This window comes from Piscirickettsia litoralis (assembly GCF_001720395.1).
Taxonomy (GTDB): Bacteria; Pseudomonadota; Gammaproteobacteria; order Piscirickettsiales; family Piscirickettsiaceae; genus Piscirickettsia; species Piscirickettsia litoralis.
The window spans coordinates 125,862-144,045 of record NZ_MDTU01000002.1 but is presented as its reverse complement, the minus strand read 5'-3'; the positions used below and the strand labels follow the sequence as shown (position 1 = coordinate 144,045).

Genomic DNA, 18,184 nt, shown 5'->3' with positions numbered 1-18,184 from the left:
TATGAAAAAAGGCATGAATCGTCAGACAGGTAAGTCACTGTCGGGTCTCGCTCACCTTAAACAAAGCATTAACGACATTTTAACCACGCGCATTGGTTCGCGGGCGAATAATCGTGAGTATGGCTCTAATTTGCCTAACCTTTTAGATGCGCCGCTCAATAACGACTTAACGATGGAAATCTACATGTCGACGGTCGCCGCCCTTAATCGTTGGGAGCCACGTTTTAAAACAAAAAAAGTTGAAATTATCGCACTCGAGCAAGGAAAGGTGACTTTAACTTTATACGGAGAGTATGTGATTGAGGGCCAAGATGTCACCATTGATGGGATTCAGATATGAGCTTTAATGCGATCCCACTGGATAATTTGCCCGCGCCGTCTGCGGTTGAAGAATTAAGCTATGAGGTTTTAAAACAGCAATGGCTGGATGCGCTCATCGTAAAATATCCTGATGCTGAGGGTTTATTAGCGTCTGACCCACTTTATAAATTGGTTGAGGTTGGTGCTTATCGAGAATTTTTATGGCGTAATCGTGTAAATGAACAGCTCAAACAATCGATGCTTGCCTTTGCGACGGATTCCAATTTAGATCACCATGCGGCGAGTTTTAATATCGAACGTAAAACATTAATTGCTGCGACTGAAGAAACGCCTGCTGTTTATGAAAGTGATGAAGAATTAAGAACGCGAGTGCAGCTTTCTAACGAGCGACGTTCAACCGCAGGGCCTCGTGGCCAGTATATTTCTCATACACTGGACTCGCATGTGGATGTGTTAGATGCATGGGCCTATAAGCTAAACCCCGGCATTGTTTCAGTGATTGTGCTTTCACGTGTGGGTGATGGTGCGGCATCAAGCGAGTTACTCAATGCGGTAACGACGTATTTGAATACTGAAGAACGTCGACCGATGACCGATGACATCGAAGTGCATTCGGCAGAAATTAAGACCTACTCGATTCATGCCAAAGTGTATTTAATGGCAGGACCGGACCCTGTCCCTGTTTTAAATCTTATTCAGAGTAATGTTGAAAAATACACCAAAGAGTCGCATCGCTTAGGCTTTCGTGTCGCTTTATCTGGAATTTACTCGGGGATCCACATTGCTGGGGTGGAGCGCGTTGAGCTAGAAGGGTTAGACGCTGACATTGAATGTACTGATTTACAAGCACCGTATTGCACGGACATTACCATAGAGCCTATTTATGCCTAGTATTCTCCCTAAAAATGCGACAGCGCTAGAGGTGGCCTTTGATGAGTTGGTTGAGAAAAAATTTTCTCAACTGCCTCCGGTTGGGAATTTATGGAGCGCTGAAAAATGTGCTGAAGCCTTCTTGCCTTATTTGGCATGGACGTTATCCGTGGATGATTGGGATGGTCGTTGGCCGTTGGAGGTTCGCAGAAATGTCGTGGCCAATGCGGTCAGGCTGCATCAAATTAAAGGCACGCCTGCCGCCGTAAAACTCGCTTTAGAAAACTTAAAAATTAATGCCGAAGTAGAGTCATGGCATCAAAAAGAACCGCGTGGCGAGCCGTATACCTTTACAGTGACCGCTTATGTGAAAGAAAACCTCGCTCAAGGTGAGACGTTTCTCAGTCCGGAATTATATAGCTATGTAAACCGAGCGATCGAGAATGCAAAAAATTTGCGTAGTGATTATTCATTCCAGTTGGCGGTGGGTTTTGAAAATACGCTGACCAGCGCAAGCGCACTGCACACCACCCACATGCAAAAACACACAATGATCAGCAGTTATTCAATACCCCGTATCAACGCACAATTGCCTGCTGCTGCAGGGAGAGTTCACACCACGATGATTAGAAAAATAACAATGGAGACGGCATGAGTATCAATACGATATTAACGGATATTGGCATTCAGTCCGTTTTTAATGCCAATAATTTAGGCTTTGAAGCGGAAATTAGCCATATTGCTTTTGGTGATGGCGGCTATGCACCAAGCTATACAGCAACGGCACTGCAATCTGAAAAACAGCGCGTTATGGTTGCAGGGGGGGAGCGCCAAGGCGCAAAACAAATTCAGCTCACGGCAAAACTAACTGGCGATATTGAGTTTTGGGTGCGTGAGGTGGGTGTTTTTTTAAACGATGGCACTTTACTGGCTTTATACAGCGACCCGGTTAAAACGCTCGGCTATAAAGCTGCAGGGATTGATTTTTTAACGTCCTTCGATTTGGTGTTGGACCGTCTGCCGGATGACTCCGTTACCTTCACTGTTGATGGCAACAATTTAAACTTATCGTTAGCTGAGCCTTTAATTCAGTCCGCCGTCGCACATACAAAGTTAGCAGCAATCACTATAAAAATGTTGCAACGACAGTTTCACTTTGAAAAAACGCTGGAGGGCGCATGAGCATAGAAGATAAAGTGGGGAGCTTAGAGACCGAGGTTTCAACGCTTGTTGATAGTAGTAATGCGTTGGTCGCGGAGATAAAAAATCACAAAATTGAAATTACCACTTTCGTTGATCAGACTTTAGCAGAAACTAAAGAGGCAGTTAAAACTCATGCGGGGAGTACGAATCTTTTTATCAACTCATTGTTTGATAACTGGGGCGCGCGTTTACTGCCGGAGGAGTTTTTTAATTACTATAACGGGGGGAGTCGAAACGCTAAAGTTGAGCGGGTGGCTGTTTGGGATGGCAACCCTGTCGTTGAAAGCCTCGCAAAGCTTATTTCTACAGATTTTCTAAATCGAGCGATGCAAGGGGCTTATGCAATTAAAGTCACTCTTGATGCGGGCACAGATCACTGGACGCTTAATCAATCGGCGCTCGTGTGTGGGGATAGTTATATTTCGCAAGGATGTTATTTGTACATCGAAACTATGGGTGATGCGAGTATTAAAATTCATGATGATCCTTGGCCTGAGAAGCATGAAGAGATCCCTAAAGAGCAATTTAATAAGGCGATCAAATGGTTCCAGCATGGAAAAGTCCATAAGACAGGCGGGGATCTTGGTTTTGCTTTATCAATAGAAGACTCAACAGCTCCAATTACGGTTTACATCATGGCCCCTTGGCTGGCGAATGGCTATGTGGATCATTGGGTGGATTCAGGGATTGGCTCAAGAATATTAAAATCTTTGAATCGTGGTGGCCCGTTTGTTTGTGCCAACCCGAATCCTCTTTTCTCTGAAAAATCGGGTGATGAATATTTTCATGGCCATAATCCGCACGGCCATGACATTTCTTATGAGTTTGTTCAGCCTGAGCACAATGAGATTACAAAAAAATTGAGCGAGTACTTAGGCGGCTTTGATGCGGAGGGGAATCGAAATGGTATGACCATTCTGACTTACAATAATCCGCGTTTTATGAAAGTCACAGTGAAGCGCAACCCTGAAAAATCCAATATTAATTTTACGCTCACCGGTGGCGGTGCTCATTATCAATTTATGAGCGGTAATATGACAACGTTTATCGGCTTGCTTGGTGTAGAGACCGGGCACCTTATTTGGAGTCACGGTGAAAGGACGAATAGCGGAGATATTGTTACCAATATTCGAGCTTATGATTATCGCGGGCCAATGGCCAAAGGATATGGCCATGCTTACCACTGGGATCCCTTTAATGTTTCAGCGGAGGATGGTGTTGATGAAGTCGTTTATTATATGACGGCCTATATCACTTGTGCTGGCCATGCCCGTTATTGGAATGATGTTTGTATTCGCACAGATGTCAATGAACGCTCATTAGTGGGCGATACAAAATATATTTATGATCGTAGCCTCGGCCAATTAGAACAACGTGGCAAGGTAACGATTGAAGCGACGACTGAAGATACCTTCTGGGTGAATTTTCCAACTTCTTTTGATTATGAATGTGACAGTGTGGAATTAACCTCATACGAGTCCACATCTGATTTAAATAACGACATGTGGCCTGTGCTGGTTGGCGATCCGGAAAAAGGGCGCTTTCAGGTGCGGTTTAATTGGGCCAGTGCGGGAACAAAAAAAGCCGCAGGCTTTACTTACGTGGCAAAGGGGCGATAAGGTGGAAGAATTTTTAGCACACTATGATGCGTTAAGCGGTGAAATTATCAGTTTGCATGAGGTGGCTCAATTGCCGACGATATCCGATGGCGATTTAGTTCCGATTGATGATATTGAAATTGATTATGAGTCCTATGGGGATACGCCACCAGCACAGTTACCACAACCCACGTTTCGCCCCGACACGCGGTTTATTCCTCAACCCTGGGTAGAGCTATCAAGTGCAGAGCAACAGCTTGTTATTGGCTATCCGGGTAAATATGTGATTCGAGAGGGCGCTTTGGCTGAAAGGTTAACGGCTGAAGAGAAGCAAGCGGCTCAAGTGATGCTGAATATTTATAATTTGAAACGTGAACGTGACCGCCAAATTGAGATGCCTATTACCGTTGAGGGTGCCACCTTTGATGCGGATAGCCATGCTAAATTTAATATTAGTGAAGCTATTTCTGGCTTTGCACAGTTAGAACAAAACGCTAGCAATGAAACGCAATGGATTACTTATGATAATTCTGCGGTGCTTATGACTCAGGCAAAGCTGCAGGCGCTTTATGACAAAATTATCAATCGAACCTCAAAGCTTTATTATTTTGCCAGCTATTACGAAGCCTTGATTAAAGCCGGTCAAACGGTCGATTTTGATACGATTGATTGGGATGTTTTGGATCCTGCGCGTGCAGATGAAATCGATCAAATCGTTGCAGCTAGCTTCGGGGCATAACATGAGATCAGGTGATTTAATTGCTTATCGTGGCTCAGGACTCACTTCGGCATTGGTGCGATGGGCAACACACTCTGAATATTCTCATGTCGGTGTTGTTATCAATGTGAGTGGCCAGTTTTTTGTAGCGGAGGCGATGATTTTAAAAGGGGTGCGTATTACGCCGATTGATAAATTGCCGGAGGATTTTGAGAGGATTAAAACCCCCATCGCTTTTTCTAACTCGGCGCTTGCGTTTGTATTTAATCATCTCGGTGATAAATACAGTATTGTAGACGCGCTCTTCGCTGCTGTGGGGTTAAAGCAAGTTGAGCATAATGGCTGGCAATGTGCTGAATTTGCCGCTGCAGTTTTAAATCGCTGTGGTTTTAAAACAGAGCAACGCCGAAACTTGACTCCCATCGAACTGATCGACGCAGTTAAAAATTAATCTCTCCTTCGTTTATTTTCTAAAATAAGGTGGTCATTATGACAACGCAATTTTTGCATGGTGTTGAAGTGCAAGAAGTGGACGATGGTGTTCGTCCGATAAAAACGATTAAAAGTTCTGTCATTGCTATTGTTGGTACGGCACCCGAAGCAAAGGCTGAAGATTTTCCGGTAGATACGCCGGTCTTAATCTCAGGAAGTCGAATCAAAGCGGCGAAGCTGGGTACTCAAGGAACTTTGCCTTTAGCTTTGCAGGTGATTTTTGATCAGGTGGGGGCATCGGTGGTGGTGGTTCGTGTCGATGAAGGTGCGGATGATGCAGCGACACTGGTGAACGTGATCGGCGGGACGGATGCAGAGGGGAATCGCTCTGGGATTCAAACCTTATTAAACTGCGATGCAGTTTGTCATGTAAAGCCTCGAATTGTATTAGCGCCTGGATTTACTCATGAAAAAACGGTGGCCAAAGCCTTGGAACCCATTTCAAAACAATTAAAAGCGGTGGCTTTAGTGGATTGTTCAGAAGGCGCTCCGGGCGATGCAATCACTTATCGCAAAGAGTTTGCGGATAAACGCACGATGGTATTGTATCCGGGGGTGCGTGTTTATAATCGCAACATATCGGCTGAAGAGGTTTCACCTTTATCCAGTGTAACAGCGGGGTTAATCGCTAAAATTGATTATGAAAAAGGCTTCTGGTGGTCACCCTCGAATCAGCAAATTTTAAATATCCTTGGCACATCGTTACCGATTGACCATGAGCTAGGTGATCTCAACTCCACTTCAAATCTGCTCAATGAAAATCATATCACTACCGTGATTCATGATGAGGGGTATCGCTTGTGGGGCAACCGCACGACGACAAACGATACAAAATGGGTCTTTATTAATGTGGTGAGAACTGCCGATTTAATTAATGATTCGCTGAAGCGAGCGCATTTGTGGGCGGTGGATCGTAATTTGACCGCGACTTATTTTGAAGATGTGATTGAGGGCGTTAATAATTATCTGCGTCATTTAACAACGATTGGTGCAATTTTAGGGGGGAACTGTTGGGCCGATCCTGATCTCAATACGGCCGATAAGTTAAAAGAGGGGATCGCCTATTTTAATTTTGATTTCACACCGCCGACCCCTGCAGAGCATATCGTTTTTCAATCTAAATTGTCTGATGCCTACTTTAAAAATGTCTTATCGGGAGATTCATAATGGCTACAGCATTACCTAAAGTTTTAAAGAACTTTCACCTGTTTTTAGATGGTGAATCCTGGGCGGGCCTCGCCACTGAGGTCACGCTACCCAGTTTTGAGATTAATACCGAGGATCATCGCGCTGGAGGGATGGATAGTTCGGTTCCGATTGATCTCGGCATGGAAAAAATGGAGGCGGCATTTACCCTCAACGAGTTCGTGCCGAAGACTTTTAAAATGTTCGGTAAATGGGACACTTTGCTCCGTTTTAAAGGCACGTTAAGCGGCCCTAATGGCGCTCAATCGATGGAAGTGGTGATGCGTGGCTTAATTAAAAAAGTGGACCCCGGGTCGATTAAATCGGGAGAAGTCTCAGAGTTGAAAGGGGATATTACTCTGACGTATTGCAAGGTCAGTATTAACAATGAAGACCTCATTGAGGTTGATGTTTTAAATATGATTCGCAAAATCGACGGTGTGGATCAACTCGAAGAACAACGCAATCATTTGGGGCTGTAGGAGAGAATCATGCCAACCATTACTTTAGAAAAACCACTGCAATCAGGTGACCACACGATTGATAAAATTGAGCTACGTGAGCCGAAAGCAGGTGAGATGCGTGGTCTTAAAAATGCTGAGTTGATGATGCAAGATTATAACCATACTAAAATGTTACTTCCCCGTATTACAACACCAACAATCACAGGAGAGTTATTTGATGAGTTGTCACTATCGGATGCTACTCAATTGATGAATCAAATTGTCCTTTTTTTAGCAGGAAAGAACTTCTCTGTAACGACATAGATGAAGTCTTTGCTGATCTTGCTTTTATTAACCATTGGTCATTGAGTGAAATGGCAGCGATGACACTCGACGATCTTCTGCTTTTTCATGACTTGGCGATGCAGCGCTTTGAATCTGCACATTCGGTAATTTAATTATGTCTGAAAAAATTAACCTGTCATTTATATTACAGGCCGTCGATAAATACACTCAGCCGATAAAAAAAGTAAGAGGCGAAAATCGCCTCTTAGCTAAGGACTTTTTTGCTGTACGAGATAAACTCAAAAGTCTCAAACAAACTGAGAAAGATGTCGCTCAGTTTAAAAACTTGAAAGATAAGACTAAAGAAACTGCGCTGGCATTTCAAGAAGAAACCCGGCGCGTTCGAGAATTAGCGTATAAAATTTCTGCGACGACAAAGCCCTCAAAAAAACTTACTCAATCGTTTGAGTTGGCACGTAAAGAGGCGATGCGATTAAAAACGGCACATGGCCAGCAAGCGATAAAATTAGAAAAAGTGCGCCGAAGTTTAAATGAAGCAGGCATCTCTACAAAGAACTTAACCGCAGATTTTAGAAAGTTAACCGCAGAAACAGCAAAATATGATCGCAAATTACAGCGCGTGCAACGTCATGAAAATATCTTAAATCGGATTCGTCAGTCTCATGTGAGTCCGAGAGATACCTTGATGCAGGGGGTTGCATTGGCAGGGTCGGCAGTTGCATTAGCACAGCCCATTCGTGCGGCGATTCAGTTTGAATCAGTGATGGCTGATGTCAATAAAGTCGCTAATTTGTCAACGCCAGAATTTAAAGCGATGAGCAATTCTATTTTAGAGATGTCACAAAAAATCCCGGTGACCGCTTCAGGCATTGGTGAGATTGTGACAGCTGCTGCACAGTCCGGCATTGCTAAAAATGACTTACTCGATTTTGCAAAAACGGCGGCGAAAATGGGTGTTGCGTTTGATATCGAAGCCGGTCGTGCCGGTGAGATTATGGCGAGCTGGCGGGCAAAAATGGGGTTAAGTCGTAATGAAGTAATTAACATGGCTGATGCGGTGAATTATCTGTCGAATAAAATGACAACCAATGCCAAAGATGTCGCGCGAATGATCGAACGGCAAGGCGCTCTAGCACAAGCAGCCGGATTGAATGCCAATCAAGTCGCTGGGTTATCCGCCGCTTTTAATGCGGCCGCTCCGAATATGGAGATGGCCAGTACATCGATGAAAAATTTCTTGTTGGCATTGACTAAGGGTAGTGCGTTGTCTGGTCCACAAGCCGAGGCATTAAGTCAGCTAGGAATGAACGGCGAAGACCTTGCTTCTCATATGCAGGAAGATGCCGAAGGCGCGATTAAAAGTGTTGTTGATGCAATTCGTGATGTCGATAGGGAAGAACAGCTCTCTATTGCTAATAAGTTATTTGGAGCTGAATCCATCTCGGCAGTGGCCCCTTTAGTTGATCGAATTAACTTACTCGGTGATGCTTTTAAAATGAGTGGTGATGCGACTGCTTATGCGAATTCAATGGAGCTTGAATATCAGACACGTAAGAAAACCACCGCGAATAATTTAATTACATTCAATAACCAAATGGCACGTCTCGGCATTGTACTCGGCAATGTTTTTTTACCACCGCTTAATGAAGCAATAAAAGCAATCGGTGAGTTTATTAATCCCATTGTGCAGTGGATCGATGAAAGCCCTGTCTTTAGAGCGTCGCTTAAATATGTTGTTTTGGGATTAATGGGACTGACGGCGGCGGCAATCACCACCAAATTGGTCGGGGGTGCTGTAGTGAGTGTTTGGACGGCCGGGATTAAAGTCTTTGGAATCATGAGTAAGGTCATCCCTGTGGTGACGACGGCCCTTCGATTTTTAACGATGGCCTTGATTGCAAACCCGATTGGTTTGGCTATTGCCGGAATTGCAACAGCAGCCACTTTAATTTATGCCTATTGGGAGCCGATTAAGGGCTTTTTTTCAGGACTATGGGACGGGATTAAAAGCATCTTTAGCGGTGCCTATGACTTTATCAAAAGCGCGATTTTAAGCCCGATTGAAACGATTAAAAATACACTAGGTAAAGCTTGGGATTTTTTGTTTGGGGGTGATGAGGCAACGGTTAATGTGAATCAAAAAGCGCAAGATGCCGTCGAGCGATCGAAGCAAGCGGTGCAGCGAGTTAACCATTATGAAAATAAAACAGAGCAGCGCCGCCAGACGATTTATCAACGCGGAGGTGCAACTAAAATTAACGCGCCGATTAATATTAGTATTTCGGCAGATAAGAGTTATGACGAAAATAAACTGTCAGAACTGGTTGGTGAAAAAGTGAGAAATAGCTTAACTACAGTCAACAATCGAGGCGCTTTATATGACCCAGCATAGAATGCTCGGGCTGGGTGATTTTAGGTTCAGCTTGGACACCGCTGCATTTCAAGAACTCTCACATAAATTAACTGTGAATATTGCAACGCTAAAACGCTTGAAGAAAAAAGATCGTGCTCAGTTTATTTCTGCAGGCGCTGAGACTCTTTCTCTTTCTGGTGTGGTTTATCCTCATTTTAGAGGGGGCTTGGAGCAAATTAAACACATGCGAACGATGGCAAAATCAGGCAAGCCGCTTTTACTGGTAGAAGGCACGGGTGACAGCTTGGGCGAGTTTTTTATTAAATCGGTGGATGAAAAGAACACTGTGTTTAGCGCTGAAGGTGTGCCAAAGAAAAAAGAGTTTTCATTGGAGCTGGTGTACTGTGGCGACCTATAGAACGAAAGAAAGCGATATGCTCGATGACATTGTCTTTAAAGTCTACGGCAATCGATCCGGTGCAATGGAGGCGGTGCTTTTAGCGAATCCACAACTTTCACACTATGGCCCCCTACTCCCTGCATTACTCAATATTGAATTACCTGACTTACCCGCTCAAACAACAAAAACCACCGTGCAGCTATGGGATTAAAACCAGACTTTCAGATCCTCGCGGATAACAAAAATATCACGGGGATTATTGCAGAGCGCTTGGTTGAGCTCCGCATTGATGACGATGCTGGCTTTCAATCAGACAGTGCAACGATTGTACTTGATGATCATCATGGTGAGATTGAGGTGCCGAAAACGGGTGTCGAATTAACGATTGATCTTGGGTATGAAAATGAGTTGCAGCGCATGGGAATATTCACTGTGGATGAGGTGGAAATTAGTTCCCCACCTTATCGCTTAAGTATTAGTGCTCGAGCGGCGAAAATGAAGCAAAGTTTAAAAGCACCAAAGGATCGAAGCTTTCATGACATCTCACTCGGTGACTTGATTAAAAAAATAAGCGCTGAGCATGACTATGGTGTCTCTATTTCTGAAAGTCTTGCTGAGATTCAGTTAAAGCAGGTTGACCAGCAATCAGAATCAGACCTTAATTTGATGACGCGACTGGCCAAAGAGAGTGGCGCCACATTTAAACTCACCGTGAATAAGCTTGTTTTTATCGAGCGTAGCAAAAGTAAGTCCGTGTCTGGTCAGAATGTCGCAGATATTTCAATTGCTGATGATCAAGTGCAGTCCTATCGACTGATGACTGCAGATCGAAATAAATACACCCGGGTGATCGCTAAATACCGTGACCTTGAATCTGCAAAAGAAGTACAAGTTAGTGAAGGAACCGGTGACCCTGCTTTTACCATTCGTCGTGTTTATCCTGATGCATCTTCTGCCGTTGCAGCGGCTCGGGCAAAGTTTGAAAGTCTACAACGTGGCACAGGCTCTTTATCGTTGTCGATTATTGGTGATGCATTAATTCGTGCGGAGCGAATTATTGAGTTAACCGAGTTGCGTAATAAAATTAATGAGCGCTGGTTGTGCCGTCAAGTCTCACACTCAATAACCCCGAATGGTTTTATTACCAACATCACTGCAGAAACACCACATGGATAGTCTATTCGCTATGTTTGGATTGCTGAAAAAATACTGGATGCAAGGCATATTGATCCCCCTCGTCGGAGCGGTTGCTCTATTATGGCGTTACGAAATAAAAAAAAGCGCACAGCATGAAGTCCGTCATGAGATTGCTCAGGCGCAGTGGGAGCATAGTACGAACAGATTTTATGAAGAGCAAAAGCGATTATTGGAAATACAACGTAATTTTTATTCTGAATCAGAGCAGCAAAAAGGAGGTCATGATGATATTGATCAAAGACTACTGGAGACGCTGCAAGCAAATGAAAACTGGTCTGGTTTTACTATTCCTGATGCTATTTTTGCAGAGCTGTGCACGGCAGGACTTGTTGACGAGTCACAAACATCTCAATGTAAAACCGCCATACAGCTTGGTAAAAAACTGCAGTCTGCACAAAATAAAAGGGCAAACGGTTAAAGATGTGGTTATAGCGAATGCTGAGAATGCTCAATCAATCAAAAACTGTAATCTGCAGCTTAAGCACTTGCGTGAGTTTCATGATAATGCTTAGCGGGGGTTGAGGCCCTAGGTAAGAAGTTGTCATGCGAATCTATCTTAAATAAGAAGGTGCTGCGCTAATTGAGAATTCCTTATTTAAGTGTTAATATCTCGCAGCAGTTACATGAAGCATAAAGGAAGTTAGTTTGATGAGAACGATGATAAAGTTAATTGGTCTTTTAGTAACCCCCATTATATTCGCTATCCCAGCTCAAGCGAACTTAATGTACAGCCAGGGCGATATTAATCAGTTTAAATCAACTAATAAGTGCCCAGGATGCGATCTAAGTAGCATTGACAACTTCTCACTTTCAGTTGGAGATAACCACTCCTCAGCAGATTTATCAAAAGCAGACTTAACAAAGACATCCTTTGTTCATTCAATATGTTTGACGCATGCAAACTTAGAGGACATGAACTTCAGCAACGGCAATGCTGCTTCTTCAAACTTTAGTTATGCTGATGCGCGTAATGCTGTATTTGTAGATTCATACCTTGAAGATGCAGTATTCAGCTATGCAGATTTAACGGGCTCAACATTTATTAATGCCGACGTGAATAATGCTAACTTCTATGGTGCTAAAGGACTTAATTTGAAAGGCGTTAAAAATGAATGTAATGCTATTTTGCCTGATGGTAGCAAAGGAGTATGTAATTAACCTTTTTAGAAAGCACTAACATAAAATAAACGTTTTCACTCCATTGGACTTCAAACCCCTTAACCGCGAATTGTCTGTACATTATAATCGTACTCACCAAGATGCCCCTCTTGTTCGTTAGCCCATGTTTCAAAATGTGGGACGACAGCCTCACCCGCGAGTTCCGCATCTCGAGTCAGAACGTCAAACTCTACAAAGCGAGTTTCTTTTTCGCAGAACAATTTGAAGACATAGCGATATCCGGTGATCTTGCCGGATTTTTTGCGTTGGGATTTTTTTGTTTTCGTGACATGTTTTTCTTGATTGTTTTTTGCTGAAAGGTAAAAGTCTCCCCGAGGAGACTTTTATGGTTGGATTGCTTTAATTGGTGCATAATTTTGAGCGAATTATAAAAATGTCCCGAGGGACATTTTAAGGTTGAGTCGCTATGTTGTCTAAGTAATCAGCAATGAGCTGTTGAATTTCTTTATAATTTTTATTTTTTAGCTTTAGATCTGTTTCTTTCTCAAGCTTAAATGTAAAGCCATGATCCCTTTTTTCAAGCACTCCCCAGGTTCCTCCGTCGATGGAGTCAACAGAAAATGTCCCTCGGGACATTTTTTTCTTTTTGCCACCCTCAAGGATTGATTCAACACGTCTTTCTATTGACTCCCATCCAGCGCCATTGTTAATGAAGTTTTTTATTGAACAAAGAGTCTCAAGGTGCTCTTTGCTTTTCTTTGCGATTCGAACCAATTCGGATGCAGTTCTTGATGAAATACTAGGGAAAGCTAAATCTGTTTTCAGTAAACTTGGTATTTTGTTATAGCTTAATAGTCGTGAAATCGATTTCTCAGATATTTGTAAGTGCTGAGCTAACTCTGACTGTGTTTTAAATATTTTATCTGCTAATAGCTGTGTGTAGTGTAAGCAGTTAGTATAGTCACAAACATTTTTTCTTTTAGCATTTTCTATTTCTTGAATGTATGCGGCTTCTTTGTCATCACACTTGATGGTTCTTGTTAATACTTGTTCTTCATTTAGTATGGCGGCATCTAGTCTACATTCTCCTGCAATGACTTCAAATCGATTCCCTCTTTTCCCTGTAATGGCTCTGACGATGATAGGGTTATACTGTTTACCACCCTTCATTGAATTTGCTAGATTATTGATATAGTCTTCGTCTTTATCCCACTGTTTTCTGTTTTTGTATTTCCATAAGAAACATAACTCAGTGTCTAGCCATTCTATTCCAATGCTATCTAGGGGATTTGACGAATAAATAGATGATAATGACATATTTAACCTACCGACTTAATATTTTTGTGTGTTGTTAAATTCAATCTGTTAATGAACTCTTCAGCAAATTCTTTGAAATCTTGTGATATTGGCTTTTTAGGTACTATTCTTGTGATATCTTTACTATTATTTTCTTTATTGTGACTCTGAAGCATATCGATTGATTTTCTTGTTTTTGCTGAGAAAACATAGTTTTTGTATGTGTTGCGTATTAATAATTCGGTTTCTTTTGATGATTTGGTGTTATCTTCAACTGCTGTAAGAATTAACCCTAAGAGGTCTAAATTCGCATTCATTCTTCTTTGTATTTGCTGTATTCTTCCAATTAGATCATGCAGTCCTTGAGAGCTTAAATCGTTTGGTGCTGCTGGAATAAGCACATGCGTTGCAGCGACTAAAGCACTCACTAATCCTGTTGATAAGGTAGGAAGGCAGTCTATTAATACAATATCATACTCGCTTATAATACCCTCTATACCTTCTTTTAATTGAAAGTAACCATTATCTCCGCGCTCACTAATCGTTGTTAGTTCAGAGTTGGCACAATATAGGTCTAAATTATTAATTACATTAAGAGGGGGGATTTTTTTTCCATCGTAAATATCTAAAATTAAAGCTTCATCTGCAATGGCTTTGCCTGTAAAGGTGTAGCTGAGGTTGCCTTGAGGATCTAAGTCGATTAATAGAACCTTAAAACCTTTGTTGGCTAAGTATTTTCCCAGGTTATTTGTTGTAGTCGTTTTTCCGACACCGCCCTTTTGGTTAGCAATTGCAATTATTGGAGTCATGATTAAGCTTCCTCTTTCATGGATTCTAAATATTCAATTCTTTCCTTCATTTCTAAAAAGTCGTCATATGCCATAAGAACAAGCTGCGGCTGATTGTATTTTTTTATAACAACAGGTTGTCTGATTGCATCTACAGAGATTGCGCCAAAGTTAGATTGAACCTCTGTTGATTTAAATGACTTCATCGCATCCCTCACAGTATGTTTTTTTATTCATTGAAAATATAGCTAACATAGCTAAAATAGTCAAACTTATAAATTAAGGAAAAGAAAAGCCCCGGAGCTAAGTTGAAATAAAAGGGGCTTTTCAGTTGAGAGGAAAGGAGAAAACTCTCAATTAATTGATAGCACAGTGAATAAAAAAAAACTCACCACGGGGAGTAGTGAGGTGCTATTTGGATTGCCTAATAATAAAGTGCAATTAATCTAATGCAGATACTGTGCCATCAAAATTAAGTGCCCCAAAAAAAGCCCTCGATAGGGTGAAGAGGGCAAGTGAGTGTCAAGTATTGGATGAAACACTCACTATTGATATCGACATAAATATAATAAAGTTTGATAAAAGAAAGCCTCTAACGGCCAAGGTGTTTGTGTGTTAGAGGCTTTCGGCTATAAGTGGGTTTGGGATGCCACTCATGTTTAAGTCTATCTGTTTTCTATTGGTTTTCAATTTTTCGCAAAAAAAGCCCCTCGATTGGCGAGAGGGGGAAAAGGCACAGTCTAGGACGCTAAGGTAGAGAAACGCCCTTACACTATTTTAGATCATAATTTTAAAATTAACCTAGTATTAATTTGAAAAGCTATAGATTATGGAGCAAGGAAAATGAAATTATTCAAGCAATTAGCTATTATGCTGGGTATAGTGTCGCTGACTAGTACTAGTAGTTTTGCAATTCAGAAAGTTAAGATTATGACCGAAAACTACCCTCCTTATAATTATCCAGGAGAGGATAAAAAGCCTGAAGGGTTTGCAGTTGATTTGCTGAAAAAAGTTTTAAAAACAATCAATGCGCCTCAAAGTGAATCTGACATTAAAGTTTTGCCTTGGCCACGTGCTTACTCGTTTGTACAAAAGCCTGGGGAGAAAAATATGCTGTTCTCGATGACACGAACCGAAGAGCGTGAGGCTTTGTTTAAATGGGTTGGTCCTATCACTAAAACTAAGATTGCTGTTTTTGCCACGAAAGATAGCCAAGTTTCTATCAGCAATGCAAGTGAGTTAAAACAATATAAATTTGCTGTGGTGCGTGGTGGGATTAGTTCTATTCTCCTTGGTAGTAGTGGCGTGCCATCTTCTAATATTAAAGCGGTTAATAAGTTTGATTTAATACCGCGGATGATTGATAGAAAGAGAGCGGACTTGTTTGTATATGAGCAAAACAGTGCGGTTGATACGATGAAAAGAGCAGGTATGGATCCGAGCAAATATAAATCAATTTTTGTTTTGAAAGAAGGTGAGCTTTATTATGCGTTTAATCTTTCAGTCAATGAAGAAACGATTAAAGCGTATCAGGATGGGTTAGATAAAGTGAAACAAGATAGTGAGTTTATGAATAAAATTACTGATCAATTTTTAAAATAAAAAACAGACTTTATTGTTATCGTTTGAAAAATGTGTTGCCGGTTTAAACCTTATTAGGGGTTTATGAAATTAAGGCGAAAGCCACCTCGGAAGTGCATGAGGAAGCTTTCGGTGTGAGCTAGCCTTAGGGGATTGCTCACATTAAAAGTTTATCTTCTTTTCCTCTATCTTCAATGCTGCACCGCACTTGTTTTAGGCGTTAGTTGCGATAACGGATCTTATCGAAAGTAAAAACATAAATAAAACATAAAGTTAAATTGCCTAAAAACTAAGCTTTCTAGCTATTGTCAAAGTATATACATATAAGTATATACTATGCTATACTATGGATATATGTTAGGAGGATGTATGGCAAAGTCACGAATTTTTAAAAGCGGTAACTCTCAAGCTGTCCGTTTACCCAAAGAGATGCGGTTGGATGGTGATGAGGTGATTATTCATCGACTTGGGGATGCTTTATTAATTCAGCCTGTTTATGAAACGTGGCTGGATGTTTACAATCACATGCCCGATGTGTCAGATGACTTTATGGAAGAGCGCCAAGATATACAAGCACAAGAACGCGACTGGTTTTAGGATAAAAAAATGCTCTACATGTTGGATACGAATATTTGTATTTATTTGATTAAGCAAAAACCACGCTCTTATTATGAGCGCTTAATGGATGTAGAAAAATCTCACCATAAGATAGCGATCTCATCCATTGTTTTATCTGAGCTACAGTTTGGCATTGCTCGAAGCCAACACCAACGTAAAAACCAGGAAGCAGTTAATACTTTGGTTAATAAGTTAGAAGTTTTGTCTTATGAAGAAAAAGCGGCTAAATATTACGGTGACTTAAGGGCTGACCTGCAAAGAAAGGGGACTGTAATTGGTGGAAATGATATGATTATTGCTGCCCATGCCCTTTCAGAAAAAGCTGTTTTAGTTACACACAATACTAAAGAGTTTGAGCGAGTTGAGCATTTAGAGCTTGAAGATTGGGCGAGTTAAACCTCTGGGATTGCTGCTGGTGTAGACTTTGTTTGTGTTTATGTTTATGTTTATGAGTAAACAATTAACAAGTCGAGTAGTTAAAGCGCTATGTCTAAAATTATTCTTTGCAATTCTCTTAGTTATGAAAGATTAGAATCTGCATTGAGAAAAAACTACGACGACTATTATAATCATCACCTTAGATCTGACGATAAGAAGAGAATACTTTACATTCATAATTCATTTTCACTAGGGTTTGGAAAAAGCAGAAAACGTGCAAGGGAAGACAAGAGAAAGTTTGGTTATGAGTGTTTCGTGAAAATGTACGAGGATGTCGTTTGTTATAGATTTCAGAGGGTAATGGGAAAAAGGATTTCAGAGAAAGAAAGTTCTTTCATTCGTGTTTTTATTAACAATACAACTAATATATACCAGATGAAATCTATAACGATTCAGGAAGCATTGTTTTTTTTAATTGATATAAAAGAGATGAAATTAGCTGGAATGTCAAGATATATACAAGGATTAATAGAACAAAGAGGTAATACAGGTATTTCTGGTTTGGAGCATAGAAAAAGTATTATTGACAGTTTTAGATCAGGTTATGTTGATTTTTCAAAAGCACGCAAGTTACCTTCTAAGCCAGTTAAATCTAAGGTAGAGCTTCATTTTGATTATAGTGATAAAAGTATTCGTTCTGACTCTGTTATATCAAGTGTGGATTTTGAGGATTACGGTGAATTAAAGAAAATAGATAATCCAGCTAGTAAGTATTACGGGCAGTATGAAACTGTAGAAGCTTTAGCCTCCAATCATGAAAAGTGGATAAAGAAGGCTGAACAAGATCGTGTTATGGGTCCAACAAAAGTTTATAGAGGGATGGATTCAAGCAGCATCTTAGAACAAATCGAAAGACAAGGGGGCTTATGGCACAATAACGAAAACTATAGAAAGGGCCAAAGTTTTAATCCTTATAACCTTTACCATCATGACAGGTTAGGTTACTTAAGCCTGTTTTTTGGGCAACTTGGCGCTACTTATTCAATGGGAATGTCTACAACTACGGATATCGAAGTAGCTAAGAATTACACTGGACAGGATGGCATTATACTAGAAATTATTCTTGAGCATAGAAATATGGCTTTTTACTTAAATAACTGCCCTGAACTGAAGGAGATAAATGTTGCACGTCGTATAGCTCCTAGACAAATTGTAGCTGTGTGGCATTATGACTCACGCTGCTCAAAGTGGGTCAGGATTAAATCTTGCTGGGTGAGTAAAAAGTTCTTTAATGCTGATCTAATTTAGAGGCTTTATT

General features: G+C 41.1%; 25 protein-coding genes. 22 read left to right on the top strand and 3 right to left on the bottom strand.

The window, feature by feature from the left end; all coding sequences use genetic code 11:
• The first annotated feature begins 1 nt into the window (after position 1).
• The 18 genes from BGC07_RS15700 to BGC07_RS15625 all read left to right on the top strand — a co-directional run bounded on the left by BGC07_RS15700 (position 2) and on the right by BGC07_RS15625 (position 12,244).
• On the top strand, positions 2 to 340 hold the full coding sequence (locus BGC07_RS15700; protein ID WP_069314020.1) for a GPW/gp25 family protein: 339 nt from the start codon (positions 2 to 4) through the stop codon (positions 338 to 340).
• Positions 337 to 1,212, top strand: coding sequence for a baseplate assembly protein (locus tag BGC07_RS15695; RefSeq protein ID WP_069314019.1), 876 nt, complete (start codon positions 337 to 339; stop codon positions 1,210 to 1,212). Before BGC07_RS15700 ends, BGC07_RS15695 begins: the two co-directional genes overlap by 4 nt.
• Entirely contained in the window at positions 1,205 to 1,846 is a 642-nt protein-coding gene (locus BGC07_RS15690) for a phage tail protein I (RefSeq protein WP_069314018.1), read from the top strand. The genes BGC07_RS15695 and BGC07_RS15690 overlap by 8 nt, the downstream gene beginning before the upstream one ends.
• A complete protein-coding gene (locus BGC07_RS15685; RefSeq protein WP_069314017.1) occupies positions 1,843 to 2,373 on the top strand; it encodes a phage tail-collar fiber domain-containing protein in 531 nt (176 codons plus the stop codon). Before BGC07_RS15690 ends, BGC07_RS15685 begins: the two co-directional genes overlap by 4 nt.
• Positions 2,370 to 4,013: a hypothetical protein gene (locus BGC07_RS15680; RefSeq protein WP_069314016.1), complete on the top strand. Its 1,644-nt coding sequence runs from the start codon at positions 2,370 to 2,372 to the stop codon at positions 4,011 to 4,013. The genes BGC07_RS15685 and BGC07_RS15680 overlap by 4 nt, the downstream gene beginning before the upstream one ends.
• Before the next feature lies 1 nt (position 4,014).
• Entirely contained in the window at positions 4,015 to 4,731 is a 717-nt protein-coding gene (locus BGC07_RS15675) for a DUF4376 domain-containing protein (RefSeq protein WP_069314015.1), read from the top strand.
• Position 4,732: 1 nt separating this feature from the next.
• Positions 4,733 to 5,161: a C40 family peptidase gene (locus tag BGC07_RS15670; protein WP_069314014.1), complete on the top strand. Its 429-nt coding sequence runs from the start codon at positions 4,733 to 4,735 to the stop codon at positions 5,159 to 5,161.
• Between the two features lie 38 nt (positions 5,162 to 5,199).
• A complete protein-coding gene (locus BGC07_RS15665) occupies positions 5,200 to 6,369 on the top strand; it encodes a phage tail sheath subtilisin-like domain-containing protein (protein WP_069314013.1) in 1,170 nt (389 codons plus the stop codon).
• The gene (locus BGC07_RS15660) at positions 6,369 to 6,869 is read left to right on the top strand and encodes a phage major tail tube protein (RefSeq protein ID WP_069314012.1); all 501 of its coding nucleotides are present in this window, start codon (positions 6,369 to 6,371) and stop codon (positions 6,867 to 6,869) included. The genes BGC07_RS15665 and BGC07_RS15660 overlap by 1 nt, the downstream gene beginning before the upstream one ends.
• Positions 6,870 to 6,878: 9 nt before the next feature.
• Positions 6,879 to 7,154, top strand: a complete 276-nt coding sequence (locus BGC07_RS15655) for a phage tail assembly protein (protein ID WP_069314011.1) — start codon at positions 6,879 to 6,881, stop codon at positions 7,152 to 7,154.
• Positions 7,082 to 7,288: a GpE family phage tail protein gene (locus tag BGC07_RS24020; protein ID WP_394332143.1), complete on the top strand. Its 207-nt coding sequence runs from the start codon at positions 7,082 to 7,084 to the stop codon at positions 7,286 to 7,288. The genes BGC07_RS15655 and BGC07_RS24020 overlap by 73 nt, the downstream gene beginning before the upstream one ends.
• Positions 7,289 to 7,290: 2 nt before the next feature.
• The gene (locus BGC07_RS15650) at positions 7,291 to 9,528 is read left to right on the top strand and encodes a phage tail tape measure protein (protein ID WP_069314010.1); all 2,238 of its coding nucleotides are present in this window, start codon (positions 7,291 to 7,293) and stop codon (positions 9,526 to 9,528) included.
• Positions 9,515 to 9,907 carry a phage tail protein gene (locus tag BGC07_RS15645; protein ID WP_069314009.1) on the top strand — a complete coding sequence of 131 codons (393 nt, stop codon included), beginning with the start codon at positions 9,515 to 9,517 and terminating at the stop codon, positions 9,905 to 9,907. Before BGC07_RS15650 ends, BGC07_RS15645 begins: the two co-directional genes overlap by 14 nt.
• A complete protein-coding gene (locus BGC07_RS15640; RefSeq protein ID WP_069314008.1) occupies positions 9,894 to 10,100 on the top strand; it encodes a tail protein X in 207 nt (68 codons plus the stop codon). Before BGC07_RS15645 ends, BGC07_RS15640 begins: the two co-directional genes overlap by 14 nt.
• Positions 10,091 to 11,065, top strand: a complete 975-nt coding sequence (locus BGC07_RS15635; RefSeq protein WP_069314007.1) for a phage late control D family protein — start codon at positions 10,091 to 10,093, stop codon at positions 11,063 to 11,065. The genes BGC07_RS15640 and BGC07_RS15635 overlap by 10 nt, the downstream gene beginning before the upstream one ends.
• Positions 11,066 to 11,075: 10 nt before the next feature.
• Entirely contained in the window at positions 11,076 to 11,504 is a 429-nt protein-coding gene (locus tag BGC07_RS15630) for a hypothetical protein (RefSeq protein ID WP_069314006.1), read from the top strand.
• A complete protein-coding gene (lysC, locus tag BGC07_RS24180) occupies positions 11,416 to 11,598 on the top strand; it encodes an Rz1-like lysis system protein LysC (protein WP_449421089.1) in 183 nt (60 codons plus the stop codon). Before BGC07_RS15630 ends, lysC begins: the two co-directional genes overlap by 89 nt.
• Before the next feature lie 136 nt (positions 11,599 to 11,734).
• Positions 11,735 to 12,244 carry a pentapeptide repeat-containing protein gene (locus BGC07_RS15625; RefSeq protein ID WP_069314005.1) on the top strand — a complete coding sequence of 170 codons (510 nt, stop codon included), beginning with the start codon at positions 11,735 to 11,737 and terminating at the stop codon, positions 12,242 to 12,244.
• A 411-nt stretch (positions 12,245 to 12,655) separates the two neighbouring features.
• Here BGC07_RS15625 and BGC07_RS15620 read toward each other — a convergent pair whose 3' ends face one another.
• From BGC07_RS15620 to BGC07_RS15610, 3 genes are read right to left on the bottom strand one after another with little or no spacing between them, the layout of a single operon-like run.
• A complete protein-coding gene (locus BGC07_RS15620; RefSeq protein ID WP_069314004.1) occupies positions 12,656 to 13,522 on the bottom strand; it encodes a ParB/RepB/Spo0J family partition protein in 867 nt (288 codons plus the stop codon).
• Positions 13,523 to 13,524: 2 nt separating this feature from the next.
• The gene (locus BGC07_RS15615; RefSeq protein ID WP_069314003.1) at positions 13,525 to 14,310 is read right to left on the bottom strand and encodes a ParA family protein; all 786 of its coding nucleotides are present in this window, start codon (positions 14,308 to 14,310) and stop codon (positions 13,525 to 13,527) included.
• 2 nt (positions 14,311 to 14,312) lie between these two features.
• Complete coding sequence (locus BGC07_RS15610; protein ID WP_069314002.1) at positions 14,313 to 14,495, bottom strand: type II toxin-antitoxin system Phd/YefM family antitoxin; 183 nt, start codon at positions 14,493 to 14,495, stop codon at positions 14,313 to 14,315.
• 637 nt (positions 14,496 to 15,132) lie between these two features.
• Here BGC07_RS15610 and BGC07_RS15605 point away from each other — a divergent pair.
• The 4 genes from BGC07_RS15605 to BGC07_RS15590 all read left to right on the top strand — a co-directional run bounded on the left by BGC07_RS15605 (position 15,133) and on the right by BGC07_RS15590 (position 18,174).
• Positions 15,133 to 15,891: a substrate-binding periplasmic protein gene (locus BGC07_RS15605; protein WP_069314001.1), complete on the top strand. Its 759-nt coding sequence runs from the start codon at positions 15,133 to 15,135 to the stop codon at positions 15,889 to 15,891.
• A 348-nt stretch (positions 15,892 to 16,239) separates the two neighbouring features.
• Positions 16,240 to 16,467: an AbrB/MazE/SpoVT family DNA-binding domain-containing protein gene (locus tag BGC07_RS15600; RefSeq protein WP_069314000.1), complete on the top strand. Its 228-nt coding sequence runs from the start codon at positions 16,240 to 16,242 to the stop codon at positions 16,465 to 16,467.
• A gap of 9 nt (positions 16,468 to 16,476) precedes the next feature.
• Entirely contained in the window at positions 16,477 to 16,884 is a 408-nt protein-coding gene (gene vapC, locus BGC07_RS15595) for a type II toxin-antitoxin system tRNA(fMet)-specific endonuclease VapC (protein WP_069313999.1), read from the top strand.
• A gap of 90 nt (positions 16,885 to 16,974) precedes the next feature.
• Positions 16,975 to 18,174 (top strand): hypothetical protein, encoded by a 1,200-nt coding sequence (locus BGC07_RS15590; protein ID WP_069313998.1) that lies wholly within the window; start codon positions 16,975 to 16,977, stop codon positions 18,172 to 18,174.
• Positions 18,175 to 18,184: the final 10 nt, after the last annotated feature.

Bases quoted from the DNA above. Each gene is read 5' to 3' on its own strand.
- BGC07_RS15620 (WP_069314004.1), bottom strand. From the start codon at position 13,522: ATGTCATTATCATCTATTTATTCGTCAAATCCCCTAGATAGCATTGGA.
- BGC07_RS15685 (WP_069314017.1), top strand. From the start codon at position 1,843: ATGAGTATCAATACGATATTAACGGATATTGGCATTCAGTCCGTTTTT.
- BGC07_RS15630 (WP_069314006.1), top strand. From the start codon at position 11,076: ATGTTTGGATTGCTGAAAAAATACTGGATGCAAGGCATATTGATCCCC.
- BGC07_RS15610 (WP_069314002.1), bottom strand. From the start codon at position 14,495: ATGAAGTCATTTAAATCAACAGAGGTTCAATCTAACTTTGGCGCAATC.
- BGC07_RS15600 (WP_069314000.1), top strand. From the start codon at position 16,240: ATGGCAAAGTCACGAATTTTTAAAAGCGGTAACTCTCAAGCTGTCCGT.
- BGC07_RS15605 (WP_069314001.1), top strand. From the start codon at position 15,133: ATGAAATTATTCAAGCAATTAGCTATTATGCTGGGTATAGTGTCGCTG.
- BGC07_RS15625 (WP_069314005.1), top strand. From the start codon at position 11,735: ATGAGAACGATGATAAAGTTAATTGGTCTTTTAGTAACCCCCATTATA.
- BGC07_RS15680 (WP_069314016.1), top strand. From the start codon at position 2,370: ATGAGCATAGAAGATAAAGTGGGGAGCTTAGAGACCGAGGTTTCAACG.
- BGC07_RS15695 (WP_069314019.1), top strand. From the start codon at position 337: ATGAGCTTTAATGCGATCCCACTGGATAATTTGCCCGCGCCGTCTGCG.
- BGC07_RS15655 (WP_069314011.1), top strand. From the start codon at position 6,879: ATGCCAACCATTACTTTAGAAAAACCACTGCAATCAGGTGACCACACG.
- BGC07_RS15650 (WP_069314010.1), top strand. From the start codon at position 7,291: ATGTCTGAAAAAATTAACCTGTCATTTATATTACAGGCCGTCGATAAA.
- BGC07_RS15700 (WP_069314020.1), top strand. From the start codon at position 2: ATGAAAAAAGGCATGAATCGTCAGACAGGTAAGTCACTGTCGGGTCTC.
- BGC07_RS15590 (WP_069313998.1), top strand. From the start codon at position 16,975: ATGTCTAAAATTATTCTTTGCAATTCTCTTAGTTATGAAAGATTAGAA.
- BGC07_RS15645 (WP_069314009.1), top strand. From the start codon at position 9,515: ATGACCCAGCATAGAATGCTCGGGCTGGGTGATTTTAGGTTCAGCTTG.
- BGC07_RS15690 (WP_069314018.1), top strand. From the start codon at position 1,205: ATGCCTAGTATTCTCCCTAAAAATGCGACAGCGCTAGAGGTGGCCTTT.
- BGC07_RS15635 (WP_069314007.1), top strand. From the start codon at position 10,091: ATGGGATTAAAACCAGACTTTCAGATCCTCGCGGATAACAAAAATATC.
- BGC07_RS15665 (WP_069314013.1), top strand. From the start codon at position 5,200: ATGACAACGCAATTTTTGCATGGTGTTGAAGTGCAAGAAGTGGACGAT.
- vapC (WP_069313999.1), top strand. From the start codon at position 16,477: ATGCTCTACATGTTGGATACGAATATTTGTATTTATTTGATTAAGCAA.
- BGC07_RS15615 (WP_069314003.1), bottom strand. From the start codon at position 14,310: ATGACTCCAATAATTGCAATTGCTAACCAAAAGGGCGGTGTCGGAAAA.
- BGC07_RS15660 (WP_069314012.1), top strand. From the start codon at position 6,369: ATGGCTACAGCATTACCTAAAGTTTTAAAGAACTTTCACCTGTTTTTA.
- BGC07_RS15670 (WP_069314014.1), top strand. From the start codon at position 4,733: ATGAGATCAGGTGATTTAATTGCTTATCGTGGCTCAGGACTCACTTCG.